General features: G+C 33.8%; 18 protein-coding genes. 1 reads left to right on the top strand and 17 read right to left on the bottom strand.

Annotation, left to right across the window (positions count from 1 at the left end):
• Positions 1-382: hypothetical protein (locus JO950_RS13750; RefSeq protein WP_237732357.1), on the top strand; the 382-nt coding region annotated here is incomplete at its 5' end.
• Positions 383-468: 86 nt separating this feature from the next.
• On the opposite strand, the gene JO950_RS13745 is transcribed toward JO950_RS13750, so the two are convergent.
• From JO950_RS13745 to JO950_RS13665, 17 genes are all read right to left on the bottom strand, one after another.
• A complete protein-coding gene (locus tag JO950_RS13745) occupies positions 469-669 on the bottom strand; it encodes a helix-turn-helix transcriptional regulator (RefSeq protein WP_202703167.1) in 201 nt (66 codons plus the stop codon).
• A gap of 97 nt (positions 670-766) precedes the next feature.
• The gene (locus JO950_RS13740; protein ID WP_202703166.1) at positions 767-1,051 is read right to left on the bottom strand and encodes a hypothetical protein; all 285 of its coding nucleotides are present in this window, start codon (positions 1,049-1,051) and stop codon (positions 767-769) included.
• A 52-nt stretch (positions 1,052-1,103) separates the two neighbouring features.
• Entirely contained in the window at positions 1,104-1,391 is a 288-nt protein-coding gene (locus tag JO950_RS13735; protein ID WP_202703165.1) for a hypothetical protein, read from the bottom strand.
• Between the two features lie 220 nt (positions 1,392-1,611).
• Positions 1,612-2,232 carry a hypothetical protein gene (locus JO950_RS13730; protein ID WP_202703164.1) on the bottom strand — a complete coding sequence of 207 codons (621 nt, stop codon included), beginning with the start codon at positions 2,230-2,232 and terminating at the stop codon, positions 1,612-1,614.
• A gap of 3 nt (positions 2,233-2,235) precedes the next feature.
• On the bottom strand, positions 2,236-2,703 hold the full coding sequence (locus JO950_RS13725) for a M15 family metallopeptidase (RefSeq protein ID WP_202703163.1): 468 nt from the start codon (positions 2,701-2,703) through the stop codon (positions 2,236-2,238).
• Positions 2,704-2,705: 2 nt separating this feature from the next.
• Positions 2,706-3,125: a phage holin family protein gene (locus tag JO950_RS13720; protein ID WP_202703162.1), complete on the bottom strand. Its 420-nt coding sequence runs from the start codon at positions 3,123-3,125 to the stop codon at positions 2,706-2,708.
• Positions 3,126-3,149: 24 nt separating this feature from the next.
• The gene (locus tag JO950_RS13715) at positions 3,150-5,144 is read right to left on the bottom strand and encodes an SGNH/GDSL hydrolase family protein (protein WP_202703161.1); all 1,995 of its coding nucleotides are present in this window, start codon (positions 5,142-5,144) and stop codon (positions 3,150-3,152) included.
• Position 5,145: 1 nt separating this feature from the next.
• The gene (locus JO950_RS13710; RefSeq protein ID WP_202703160.1) at positions 5,146-5,667 is read right to left on the bottom strand and encodes a hypothetical protein; all 522 of its coding nucleotides are present in this window, start codon (positions 5,665-5,667) and stop codon (positions 5,146-5,148) included.
• Positions 5,668-5,671: 4 nt separating this feature from the next.
• Positions 5,672-5,890, bottom strand: coding sequence for a hypothetical protein (locus tag JO950_RS13705; protein ID WP_202703159.1), 219 nt, complete (start codon positions 5,888-5,890; stop codon positions 5,672-5,674).
• A gap of 10 nt (positions 5,891-5,900) precedes the next feature.
• Positions 5,901-8,663 carry a hypothetical protein gene (locus tag JO950_RS13700; RefSeq protein ID WP_202703158.1) on the bottom strand — a complete coding sequence of 921 codons (2,763 nt, stop codon included), beginning with the start codon at positions 8,661-8,663 and terminating at the stop codon, positions 5,901-5,903.
• Positions 8,663-11,215 carry a hypothetical protein gene (locus JO950_RS13695; RefSeq protein WP_202703157.1) on the bottom strand — a complete coding sequence of 851 codons (2,553 nt, stop codon included), beginning with the start codon at positions 11,213-11,215 and terminating at the stop codon, positions 8,663-8,665. Before JO950_RS13695 ends, JO950_RS13700 begins: the two co-directional genes overlap by 1 nt.
• 149 nt (positions 11,216-11,364) lie before the next feature.
• The gene (locus JO950_RS13690; RefSeq protein ID WP_202703156.1) at positions 11,365-11,538 is read right to left on the bottom strand and encodes a hypothetical protein; all 174 of its coding nucleotides are present in this window, start codon (positions 11,536-11,538) and stop codon (positions 11,365-11,367) included.
• Positions 11,539-11,717: 179 nt separating this feature from the next.
• Positions 11,718-12,104, bottom strand: coding sequence for a hypothetical protein (locus tag JO950_RS13685; RefSeq protein ID WP_202703155.1), 387 nt, complete (start codon positions 12,102-12,104; stop codon positions 11,718-11,720).
• Positions 12,101-12,526 carry a phage tail tube protein gene (locus tag JO950_RS13680; protein WP_202703154.1) on the bottom strand — a complete coding sequence of 142 codons (426 nt, stop codon included), beginning with the start codon at positions 12,524-12,526 and terminating at the stop codon, positions 12,101-12,103. The genes JO950_RS13685 and JO950_RS13680 overlap by 4 nt, the downstream gene beginning before the upstream one ends.
• Before the next feature lie 19 nt (positions 12,527-12,545).
• On the bottom strand, positions 12,546-12,902 hold the full coding sequence (locus JO950_RS13675) for a hypothetical protein (RefSeq protein ID WP_202703153.1): 357 nt from the start codon (positions 12,900-12,902) through the stop codon (positions 12,546-12,548).
• Positions 12,895-13,410, bottom strand: a complete 516-nt coding sequence (locus tag JO950_RS13670; RefSeq protein WP_237732356.1) for a hypothetical protein — start codon at positions 13,408-13,410, stop codon at positions 12,895-12,897. The genes JO950_RS13675 and JO950_RS13670 overlap by 8 nt, the downstream gene beginning before the upstream one ends.
• On the bottom strand, positions 13,403-13,735 hold the full coding sequence (locus JO950_RS13665) for a hypothetical protein (RefSeq protein WP_202703151.1): 333 nt from the start codon (positions 13,733-13,735) through the stop codon (positions 13,403-13,405). Before JO950_RS13665 ends, JO950_RS13670 begins: the two co-directional genes overlap by 8 nt.

Raw genomic sequence — 13,735 nt, 5'->3', positions numbered from 1 at the left:
TTTTAGAACATACATAATAAGCAAGATTGTTATAATATACGCTAATTTTGCATGTCTAAATTTGAATATCATGAATAGTAATATAAAAAATGAGGTAGAAGCACATCTATTGAAAGCTTCCGGACTAGGGAAAAAAAGTGTAGGATATAAAGCAATTCACAAATTATTCTTATATAGCGAATTGGATTTAATGCTAAACCATGTACTACTACTTGATATTAGAAGAGGTTGTATTTTGCTTGGGTTGGATATTGAATTGGATCGAAATAAAATCGTTCTCACAGATGCTGCAGTTACAAAATACTATAAAAATGTAATGCATTTAAAAGCTCCACCTGTAGAAGAAGAAAAAAGTTATTACGAACGCCGCAAAGGATTATAAGCAACTTTTCGTAATTTAGTGTAAAAAAAAAGAGTTATGTGTTACAATTTAAAAATCAGCGGCAACTACTATGCTATACATAGTAGTTAAATTTTATTAATCTCAAAAGAAACAACTATCTCAAAACCTAGTATTTTTGCAAAATTTATTAATGAAGTCATTTTAGGGTTACGTTTACCTTTTAACCATTCCGAAATCCTAGTTTCCGGAACATTAACCTTTGCAGCAAACTGTCGTTGAGAAAGCTCTGACTTCTCTATTAACGAAATTAATATTTCTGTTTCCATTTGATTATATTTGTAGCAAATTTAATTTTAATAATTAAGTTTCGTTCTACAAAAACGTAAAACCTCTCTATAATGGAGAGGTTTTTTTGTTTGTTGGCTATCCAATAAATCTTCCAGTTACTTTGTTGGCAGATCCAAAAGAAGAATAAATCACATCCTCTACTAAAAACAACTTGGTGATTTCTTCTGCAAATTCAACTCTAATTATTTCTACTTTTGAGCCTATTTGGGGCACTATGTACATTTGCTGGGTATTTACCGTTTTGTTATTTTCAACGAATTGAATTTGATAGGTAAGCTCTTCTTCAACAAACTTAACTAAGAAGCTGTACATTAACCAATTTAGAAATATATTTCTTTTTCTTTTATGTGCTTTTTTCATGCTGATTTTTGTTTTTTAAGGGAGATCTTTCAACCTCCCTTAATTAATAAATTTAGATTAATTTGAAGTGTTTGTTAGAAAATCGGTGCCACTTCTTTACTCCTTTATCGTTCACTATTTCAACCTGTGTCCATTGGACTCTTAGTACTTCATACTTTTCGTCTTTTGTGAAACTACTTGCGCCATGTACATTTACACATTTTAAAAAATCACCTGGTTGAACATCTTTTAATTCTCTGAACGTTTCTTCTGTTCGATCGATAACTTCTACCGATCTAATTTGCGTAAGGTAGGCACTTACAATGCCAAGAGCATTTTCGCATTCTTCTAATGAAATCATTGCTTTAAAATTTAATTGTTAATAATTGTTTCAATTCTACTCTACAAATATACAACAATTCCTTCAATACTTACACAAAAAGCGTAAGTATTTTCTAAATTTTAACATTTACATCTATCTAATTAATTCTAAGCACTATAGATTTGCGAGGTTTACTTCATAAAAAAAGCGATTCATTTCTGAACCGCCTGTCTAACAACCAAACCAAATAAATAAAAAACTACTTCTTTTTCTCAATTTTCATTGTCCGGCTTTCGCCGCACTCATCAAATACTGTGGAAGTGAATTGCTTCTTTCCTAAAAACCGGGTTTTAACCCCTAAAAAACTCCACTGCTTGCGCTCCCAGTATACGACAGCATCCGATTTATTATTGAATTGCCGATCATTAACCACAACCTTTAGCTTTTGACCATCGAAAGAAGCAACTCCAGTAACCGTCATACATTTAGTTGTATCACTCCAAGACTGCTCTTTTGGAATTGAACTTTTGATAGCGTCCACCAAGCTGGAAACATCAGTTTCCCTTTTAATTGTATCGCGATACTTTAGTGTTTGCGAAACCAAACTTTCAATTCTACTAATTTTAATATTTGCCGCATTTACTTTTTTCTTTAACTCCGGATCACTATAATTCAGATACTCTTCAATTTCTTTATGCGTCAATACCTGACTTGTAAATCTTAAACTGTCCGATTTTCTTAACTGACTCACATTTTCTGACTGTCGAATGTTTTCTTCTTTCTGAAATTGATAATCTTTGTAAAACCAAAGCGCTATCAAAGTAACGAAGACAAATACAATTGCCTTTAAATTTTGTACTAAAACTGGTAAATTTATCATCAGTTAATCTTTTACTTGAAAATGCATCCAATCGTAATTTTTTTCACGTCCTAAACTCTCGAAACCATGTTTATAAAATATGTCTATCATTTTTTTATATTCAGCTCTCGCAAATCTTGCCGTTTTAGATGTTTCTTTCAAAAGATTTCTATCAGGGTCAAGATCAATTGCCAAACCCCATGAGTGAACCGAAAGTTCAGTTCCTCCACGCATCAAACGGTAATTAAAGCAACCCCCAAAATCATCCAGTTGCAAACGCTTGATTTCATCAATACCATAAACTTCAAGTATTTCTTGAAATATTGCTTTCAGTTTATCAGCTACCAGTTTATGACAACTTATTTTACGAACGTATGTTGAAGTTGCCCAATTCAAAAACATTGGATAAGGCAAATCGATTGTTACTAAGTAACCCGTTCCGGTTTTGTTTGGAATACCGTATTTCTCTTTTAGTCTTTCTTGTGTTATCATCGTTATTTAGTTATTACATTCCCCGTATCAGAGAACAGATTTTTAATTTGAAAGGTTATCAATCGACGAACTGGTCTAATAAAATATCTAACAAAATCATTATTATTACCTATTACCTCCATATTTTCAAGAATAGAAACGACTTCGATATAGATCATAATTCCTATCATAAAATCACCAAATACACCTGAATACTGATTTCCTAATTTACTATCACTAACACTTCTTATATTCAGTAAAACCATTCCTATAATAATGGATCCACCATACTGAATGAACTTTGTAAATGTTTTTCGAAAACCTTCCGAAGTTCTAATAGTCTTCGTCAATGTTGCTTTTGTAACACCAAAAGCAAAATCTAAAACAAAAAGTATAAATAATCCTATAAGCAAGGAACCGTCTGGAATGTATTTTAAAATCATTTTTTTTAATTTGAATATCTGAGATTATTTTTTCTGAATCAATATCAATGAATTTATGTAAGAAGGTATCAATGTATGATATGTCATGTTAGGATGAACATTATCTGACAAGTAACTATCTCTATTGGAAAGATTAATCACTGGCGCACTTAAATCCCAAAACAAAGTATGCTTCTCTTTAGCAACTTGCAAACATCTGTTTCTATACAATTGAACTCCTGCCAAATTGTTAGGAGTAGTGATATTGCCCATACCAACGTAAGAATTTAGTCCTGGTTGATTAATAAAAGTAGGTGCTGAAATGACAATTCTATTTAATGGCCATCCTTTTGCCTTAATTGATTCTACTGCATTATTCAAGTATATATAAAATTGAGTATCATTGAACTCTGCCGGATCGTGTATTGCGGAATCATTAATTCCTAAAGCGATGATGTATATACCATATGTAAAATCAAAAACAGGAATTGTCGACGGATTATAAGCATTGAATCCGTAAGACAAGTATGTAGATGATACTGGTTGAAGAGTTTTAGATGAAACACCCTGATTTACATCTATTGCACTATACAGATTACACAATTGAGCAAACCAACCATTACTTAAAATTGGCAGATCAGCGCCTGTTCCCTCAGTGATGGAATCTCCATTTGCAACAAACTTTAAGCCTGTCAATGTTGACAAATCCATTGTTGTAGCCTTTACCTTTAACTCCCCAAATGCAACATTCACTTCTTGGTAACTCTGAAAGCCAACTTTGCTTCCTGTTAACTGCTGGATATAAGTATTTGTCCCATTAAAAAATTCTGTTCCATTTACAATCAATGTTATTTCATTCGGTTTTATAATTACCCTAATCAAATCATTTGATGCCCATGCCCCAGTGCCCATATAAGAATTATGACTTACACCTGCCAATCTACACACAATACCATATTGGGTATCAATAAGTAAATAATTATCTGAATCTTTATAAATGGGGAAAAATCCACATGTCAAAGGAGTTATTGGAGGTGATATTATTTTCAATGTCACATCTTTTTCCCTAACACCGCAATCAACGCAATAAATCGCATCTGATGTATTTCCAGATGTTAACTTCAAAGAATTACTAACTATTCCTAACTTTCCATATGTCGTACCACTATCTTTCACCCATGTTTTACCACCTATTGGTGTATTTCTACCAGCAATGTCAATCATATTTGCCGACATAAAGTCATCAGCCACAATCGTAAAATCTGTATCTTCAGGTAACTCTGGATATAATGCTGTGGTGTACCCGTATATTCTCACTTCATAAAAACGAGTAGATTCAGCCCCAACATTCCATTTGTAAGTAACCCCACCATCATCAGAATACACATTCACATCACTTTTTATTGAGGTCGAAGGTATTAATTCATAAAGATCAATATAAACAGGCCTTGTGCCGTGTTTAGAAATATGATCTGACCAATTGATTACAATTATAGTACTCAAATCATTTAAAACAATTGGCAAAAAAGTTAAAGGTGGCGGAATTAAGCTAACTATATCCTGTGCAGTTCCTGAATAGCCGCCACGATCTAGTTTTTGTGATAAATCTTCAGGAGGAATAACTTCACCAACCGAGTTATCCGTCACTAAAGAAAAACCAAAATCTAAGGTATCAACTGGAACTGGCTCAACTATCGGATTACTGACACTTTCCACGCCAACAATTTTCGTAAATGTATTTGAAGTGTTAAAAACCACACGATCAAATCTCTGCTTTCCGATTGCCGAATAAGGAAAATTAATTACAACTTCAGCAGGATTATAAAACTGTTGCCCGTTTATTTCCCAAACCCAACCAACATGAATAGTTAAATTCTGACCAACCAAAGCATAAGTGCCTGCCGTAATAATCTTATTTACATTAGATATCTTACCATCTAAATAATCAAAGTTATCATTTATCATTTGCCCCGCCTGACGTGCTGGAGTTCCGGTTTTATCATTTGGAGCCGCTCCAATATTTATATGTTTAATAGCCATTTTAAAGTTGTTTATATCCCACAATTAATTTAATAGACCAGTTAGCGGTCCCACTTCCCGAAATTAGAATCGGATCAGCGGTTGCGTTTGGCTCCGATTTATAAGGCCCCATTATAGTCAACTGATCATTTACCATGATTTTTACAGTACTATTACTAAAATTATTATACAAAACACCTATTCCTTGAGCTGCCGTTCTTCCTGCATCATACGGATAAGGAGTCGGAGAAGTAACAACATCCCCTTGAGCAAAACCTAAAACAGCATTTTTACACACTAACATCGCAGTCACATTATCAATAATCGAATTCGCCGGAAGCTCTGTTGCAAGTGAATAATTCCTATCAGTTGTAAACGAATCCAAAATCAAAACTTTCGATTTTGCAACCTTAGCCAATTCCTGAACAATAAAATCCATTAACTTATTCTCCACTGCACGGTGACGCACTGCCGGAATATCTGATTCATTTGCTAATTCTGTAGCAATATATTCCCTTACCTGAGTTTCTGTTATATCTGCCATAATTTTACTTGTAATCTGTTTCAGAATAATCCTTATTTGAATAATCTCTTTTTTCAACTGGCGGAACAACCACGATATCAAAATCAAACGTATCAACAATACTATCACATGAAACCGTAGTACTATCAAACGTAAAAACTCCAGGTTCATTGATTCCAATATTTTCATCTACGGATGGGAATATTCTATTTCCAACACCTATTCTCTGTACATTTTTTTTCATAATAAAATCATTAAATTCCCGGTACTGGCTGACCAACTAACGGTAAACCAATAACGTTTCCAACTCCCGTAATAAATTCAATTTCACCTATACTAACAGCAGAACTACCGAAATTAATATCAGGCCAAAAAGGCTGAATCTGCATAATATCAAACACTATTTCATCTGTTGAAATGTATCCAATTGAGAAATTAGCAATTTGAATTGCAACTCCAAAAACGAGATTATCCTCAAAAATTTTAACTCCGTTCTTAAATATTTTAAAAGTAGCCGAACCATCATTGTAGCTCAACAAACCTGAATTACCTTTTAACAGTAAATTAAATGACGGATCAATATTTGGATCAATACGAAACTTATACTGATAATGAAGCACATTTGAACCTTCACCACCTTCAGCTAAAATTTCATCAAGAAAAACATTGTAATTTTTCTTTCTAACAATAGAAACCGAATCAAAAGCAGTTGCTCCATCATTATCAGTTACTGTGATTTGATACTTATATTGATCTTCAGTTAAATTCTCCAATGTTGTTTCTAATTGACTTGGTAATGTTATTACATCGCCAAAACCCCCAAATGTTTTTACCCATTGTTGCGAAACTATAAAACCATCAACATCAAAAGCCGTCGCTTTTAATACAGCAGAAACTTGATTACCTTCTAAAACAATATCAGGACCCGCATTAACAATAGGAGGTATATTTTCAGGATTAGGACCAGTATCCCCAGAATCTCTATAAATCGCTCTAGCAAGCGTAAGTGTTGTTTTATTTTCGTCAAGATTCCAGGAACAATTAACAGGAACAAACTGCTTATCATATACATAACGAAACAAAATCAAATCATTAAATTTAACAGCATCCAAAGCAACGACATCAAATTTTTCCGAAGCCTCATTAAACATTCTACGAATAACATTACAAACAGTTTTCTGATAGCGATCAGTTTCTATTTTATACACTGAATCTGTCCATTGCATCCACGAATCTCTACTACCTAAAACATCATCATTTTTATAAACTTTAACCGAAAAATTACCAGTAGAAATTGCAAAGTCAGTTTTAACCACCATCTGCTCCGAAGAATTATAATTGTAAAACACTTCAACATTATCCAATACACCGCCATCATAAACAACCGTGTTAATATTGTCTTTTATCAGATTTGCACCTTTAAGATTAACAACCGAATAGAATTTACCATTTTGAACAAAAGAGTACAAAACCGGAATCAATATCGTATTATACAATACAGTTGCTTCTTTTATTTTACCTAATCTAAAAGCCCTGCTAAACCCCGTATCATCATCAGCATAAACCAAATCAATTTCTTTATCAACTGTAAATTCATCAGAAATCACATCTGTAAAAATCGAAGTTTCAGCAAAAGCAACAGGCGAAATACTTAATTCAGTTATTTCAAAACCCACTATATTAGTTTGATAAATTGGCCCCGATGGACGCCAAATTTTAATATCTAACAACCCATCTACAGGAACAATCCATTCAAACGATAATTCTGCCTTACCATCATCAAAAGATAAATTTTGATTTTCATCAGCCGATACACCTCTATTTGAAAACACTACCGTATCATTCAAAAGAAACTGATACAACAATGGATTAAAATTTGCACCAGGCAACAAATCAGACATTTCCCTTGCGTACTTAATTATTGTAAAAACAGCTTTAATAGTGACTTTTTGATCTTTGAATAAGTAAATCTTATTTTTTAAATTGATAAACTTATTTTCATCAAAAGGCTGTATCTCTGACATCCCACCTATCTCAGGATTTACATACTCTTTTTTTACTGAATTAAAATAATCCGGAGCATAAGCCTGACAATAATAATCATCATTCCCATTCCAATCAGTAGCGTAAATTTCACCAACTACACCAGCAATAACAGACCAACCTTCGTTGCTTTCTTTTGATATTGTTGCAGGAAATGATTGCGGTTCTCTTTCATGAGATACTGTAATTAAATTGTATGGCGGGATCATTGTTACTGGCGGCTTATCAGCTAATATTGTAATTCTTTTTAAAAGCTTTAAGCCATCTATTTGCGTTTTTAAAACCCCGTTTACATCATACAATTTTGCTGTGTACTTTCTAATATGTCTTTTATTTATACCTTCGATATTCCAACGATTATCAGCTTGAAAACAAACACATAACATATCTTGCATCAACTGATCTAAAATTGCATAAGCATCCTGTTTCTTAGTTTTTTTATCATTAACATAAAAATCAGATGTGTCTAAAAAAATAAGATCATAATCCTTTTGTACCGAATTTTCAATAGCCGGATTAAAATAAACATTCAAGCCTATATTTGTTAGGCTTAAAATTTTACAAAGTATATCAATAACACTTTTCTCATCACGGTAATAATCATCAGGCAAGTACTTACCTTTTAACCTTCCCAAACCACACATGGCAGTCATTTTTACAAAAACAACTTCATTCGTATATGGTTCATCATATGTATCAGGGATTAAATAACCGCTCCATATTAAAGAATCATCACTTTGATTTCTTAATTCAGCTTTGAAACGAATCTCATTTCCTGTAAAGAATCTTATAAACTTTGCGTCAATATTCTCTATATGAGCAATGTCAAATTCAAGACTTGATCCTACAACCGAAAGCTTATCTTTTGCATCACTTCCATTCCACGCGAGAACAATTCCTGATTTAGATGCAACCTCAATTATAAATGAGTTTTCAGCAAGTTCCTGGTCGATTATATCTATATAATAACTCATTATCCTATACGACTTTTACGATCATTTGCACGATCAAAAACAATCAATAAATCAGAACCTTTTATTTTAAGACTTGGAATTATTGTACTACTCGACGAAGAACCACTATTCATAGCATTCCATATTCTTTTTTGCTGACCATCATTAGCAACCATTTCACCCGAATTAACCCGTGCTAAAATTTTATCACCATAGAAAGAAGAACCGCCAAAAATACCTCCTGTTTCAAATTTAGGAATTGCCGCAAAAGCAGCAATTACTCCGGCAATTGCTGTCGCTATAAATGCAGGAGTTGTAAATACCGCAGCTGGACCCGTTGCCGAACCTGAAGCCGTTGCACCAGTTATAGCGTTAGACATTGCCATAGCTTGATTTACTACAATTTGCCTTGCCACAACAGCCGCTAAATCAACAACCATTTTTACGAGCGCCCCCGCAAACCTACCTAAAGCCGTTCCGGTATCAGACAAACTTTCAGATATACTTTGACCCATCGCATTAAAAGCATCAGTAACAACAGGCGAAACAGTACCAGCAATAGCTTCTGCCATGTCCTGTGCACGTGTTTTAATATCTTCTAAATCCGTTTTTAGTTCCTCTGAACCTTCAATCTTATTGATTTTTATTTGAGTGTTATTTATCTGATCCGTAAGGATTTTATATTGAGCCGAAGTAGTTGCAAACATTTCTCTACGTGCTTCATAGTAAGATAATTGCTCTTTTAAATTCCCTAAGCTAAATTCAGGCGGTGCTACATTATCAAATTCAGGAACTTCAGGACGCTTTAATTTTACGTTTTTATTTTGCAAAGCATCGATTTTTAATTGAATCGCATCGATTTGTCTCTCGTATGTTTTCCAAGCAGCGTTCGTAGTAGGGATTTCTTTTTGAAGTTTTTTAAGACCTTCTATTTGATTTTCATAATACGCTACCGTACCCACTTTAAAAGTTTTTTCAGTTGCGCTACCTAGACCAGCTAAAGCATCAGCAACAACATCCGTAGAAGTTGCAGTTTCTTTATTTTTACCAATAAACAAAGTAAGCATATTGATAAGCTTTTGCGCTTCAGAAGTTTCCACGCCTAAATTATTAGCAACTGTTTTCGCAGTCAAACCAGCATACAACATTGAGTTACCCGCACTGTTAAAGGCATTACCTAGATTCTGCCATACAGAAGGTTTAACGGCATTTAAATTACCCAATTGCAACTCAAGAAGCTTTTTTTGAACTTCAACTAATTTTTCTTCAGCTGCCTGAACTTTTGCTTTTTGCAAAATAGCTTCAGTGTATTTTTTTACTGCATCTGTAGTTTGTTTTGTATATAAATTTTCAAGTGTAATATTTCCTAAATAACGTGGAGACAAAGAGTTTAAATCCTGAATAGCTTTTTTACGAGTATCATCACTCAACTTTTTGTTTTTAGCAATTCCTAGGTTTTTTTCCAAAGCTGTTTTTTCATCAACAAGACTATCGACAGCTATTTGACTTATATCTGCAAATTCTCTTTTTGCATTTGTTAAATCACCGAATCTAGATGTAGAAATTATTAACAGTGAAGCAATAGCCGCTAAACCAACAGCAATAGCTGTAAATGGGTTAGCAACCAAAACAGCTTGCAAACCTAACCAAGCATCTTTTAACGCATTGAACTTTGTAATTAGATTTGGAACAAAAGTTAACAATGAACCAAAAACAGTCAACAATGGACCAATAGAAGCAACAACCCCAGCAATACCCACAATCATCGTTTTTGTTTCTATTGACAACTGAGAAAAAGATTTTACCAAGCCATTAACATACGAAATTGCCTTAGTAAAAGCCGGCAATATTATCGATCCAAATTGCTGGGCAACTTGTTTAAGAGATTCCTGAAAAATACGCATTTGATTTGCCGCACCTCCACCAGTTCTTTCAAAATCACCAACTGCATTTTTTGAAGCACTCATAACGTAAGCATATCGAAGATTTACTTTCGATGCTTGATCCATATCTTTTATTTGAACCTTTATACCTTTAGAAAATGCAAAAGATTGCAGATTAGCCTCAGTCATAACAATCCCCAGCTTTTTCAAACTTTCAGTTTCACCCGTAAAAATTGAGGCTAAAGCAGTGTCTGCTTGTTCGATTCCTATATTTTTAAAAGATGCTAAATCACCAGCTAACCCAACCAAAGACACAGACATTTTAGCCGCTTTATCCGTTGTTAGCCCCATAGCCGTACCCATATCACCATAAGTAGCAGCTAAATCTAAAGCTGTACCTTCTGCAATACCAAAACTTTCTAAAGAAGTTTTCGCAAACTCCTTAACTTGCGAGGAGGAATCACCAAACGCAACATCGACTTTATTTAAAGATTCTTCATAATCAGAAGCGAATTTTATTGCAGCTGCACCCCCTGCTAACAATGGGCCAGTAACATACATCGACATATTCTTACCTAAAGCTGTCATTTGCTGACCAAACGCACCAATTCTACGCATAGAATTCTGCATTTCTGTAGAAAATCCACGTAGGTCAGCAGTAAACTTTATATTGATTGTTGCTAATCCCAAAACCGTTTTATTTAAGGTTTAAAAGTAGTTTTAGAGGTAATATTAAAAGGTTACATTATGTAACTTTAATCCTAAAATATGGCATAAAAAAAGCTGGTAGTTACACCAGCTTTTCCTTCCCAAAATCCAAAAAATAAAATAAAAAAAAACTACGCAACACCAGCTCTTCGTTTATCCCAATTAGCAAAGTAAGCTTCACAATCAGCCGTATCATTTTGCACTTTTAAAAACTCTTCTTCAGTCATTATCTTAACCGAATTTACTTCCCAAGGAAAAGTAATTATATCGGTTTCTTTTCCGTTTTCACCTAAGTATTTACACATATAAGCATACATTACTTTTCGGCTAATATGCCAGCGCTCACGGCTTAATAAATCTTCTTTTTGACGATATCCATTTACCGTATTAACAAATTGTCGTTGCGTAAGTTTATAATAGTAATCAACATTTAAACCTAATTCACCAAGCGCTAACTGTTCTAATTGATCCCAGGTTAAAGGCCTTATTTCCTCTTCCTGGTCTTCGGCTTTTTTTCAAAACTAATTTCTTCAGGTTCTTGTTGCGGCATGTTTTTAACAAAACCGTTCGTCAATTCAACAATTGCGTTTTGAAATTCAACTAAAGGAAGCTGACGAATATCAATAGCTTTAATTCTTTCACCATTTTCAGGACTACCAGAAATCATTGCTTCCAAAATTTCAGAAACAATTTTCATATTCTTCAGTGATGTGCCATTTGCACCACCCATATTCTGCAAAATCTGAAATTGTTCATTTACCTGCTCTAAAGTATCAAACCCCCAAAGCTCACCTAACTGTAAAAAAACTTCCATGCCGTAACCCAGCTTGAAAGTTTTTCCGTTAAGCTTAATTTCTACAATATTACTCATGGTGCAGTAACTACAGTTTTAGTTAAGTTACCATTTCCTGTAAATGAAATTGTAACTTTTACAGAAGCATTAACTTCAGCTCCAAAATCAAAGTTATTAATAAATGCTTTTCCTGCATAAATAAAATCCCCTGTTACATCTGTTGTAAACTCTACATCAATTTCTTCACCTTCTAATTGTAGATCTAAAACAGCATCCGCAGTGACATGTGTCGTATCGCCGGATGGTAATTTTGAAAGTAACGCTTCAGCACTACCCGTAAAAGAATATCCCGAAGGAATCGATACCGTACCATCAGTATCTTTTGTTGCAATTTCTTCTAATTTTGAAGACACTGTAAGTTTACAGTTTGTTGCATGAATTAGCTTCTTATCATTAAACTTAAAACGAAGAAACTTACCGTTGTAAATATCATTTGCCATTTTGTATATTTTTAAAAAATTATATTACATTAAAATTTATTACACCCGAAAACGTGTTGCTTTCTTCGTTATACTCAATTGATGATGAAAGAAAAATATACTTATCATCAACTGTATCAGACATTGTATCTGTAAAACTTGCACAAGCGTCATAGTTTTCTACGTCATACCAAAAAGCAATTGTCGCTACAATTTGACTTTTATCTTTTGTCTCTGGACTACGCTCGCCTAAAACATACGTAGTGAAAGGAAAAGATGTATTTAAGGGCGCCACGATCGGATAGATATAATTTATGTCAGCACGCTGCATTACATTTGTAAAAGCTGGCAACGTCGTAAAAAACTCGAAAATCTCTTTTGATATACTTTCAAACATTTGTACTTAATTTATCAATTCGACGTTGAATAAATGATGTTATTTTTCTTTCAGCATCATCTGTAACCTGACCGTTTGTAGCTTCATATGCTTTTTTCAAAAAAGGATTACCAACGGTGCGTTTTATTGCAGCCGACATATTTGCACCTCTTATTCTTTTTCGCTTATATCCTTTTGAATATACATTGCGACCGTCATGCACAAAATGACCATACCAACCGTCATTTGAACCTTTAGCACGAGGACCTACGTAAATTGTAGGGTTTTCAATTTTCCCAGTGATATTACCTAATGATTTTCTAAGATTACCAGGCTGTATTAATCTACCACGAGCCTTGTGCGATTTTCCAGAAACCGGAACTAAACCCTGAGCAGCTTTTAACGTTGACCCAGCAACCTGTCGTAGAATAACAAGAACTTCCCTTTTTTTATCCTTATCATCTGAAAGCAGTTTAAGCTTCGCTAATAATTCCGGATATCCTTGTATTTCAATCAAAGGCCTATTCATACAATTTTACTCTAAGTTCTAAATGCTGCTTATGACCTAATTCGACAATATGAATAATTTCATATTTCTTTTCTTCATCAATCAATATCAAAGCCGTGCCTTTTTGTTTTACAACCGGATTATATCGAATCGTATAAGTCCTATTTACCAAATGCCTTACTTTACCTTCAACATCTTCTACACCTGACAAATCATTCATGCGTGCATAAGATTCTGCAACAGTAACATCAGAAGAAGTAACCGCTCCAGACGGAGTTCTTTCGATTACTTTTTCTACTAACTTGATCCTGTTTTTCATTTCACCGATAAAAGGCTTCTTTTCCAT

Source organism: Flavobacterium sp. UGB4466, from assembly GCF_903469665.1.
GTDB classification, from domain to species: Bacteria; Bacteroidota; Bacteroidia; order Flavobacteriales; family Flavobacteriaceae; genus Flavobacterium; species Flavobacterium lipolyticum.
The sequence above is the reverse complement of the archived record's forward strand: the minus strand, read 5'-3'. Positions and strand labels throughout refer to the sequence as shown.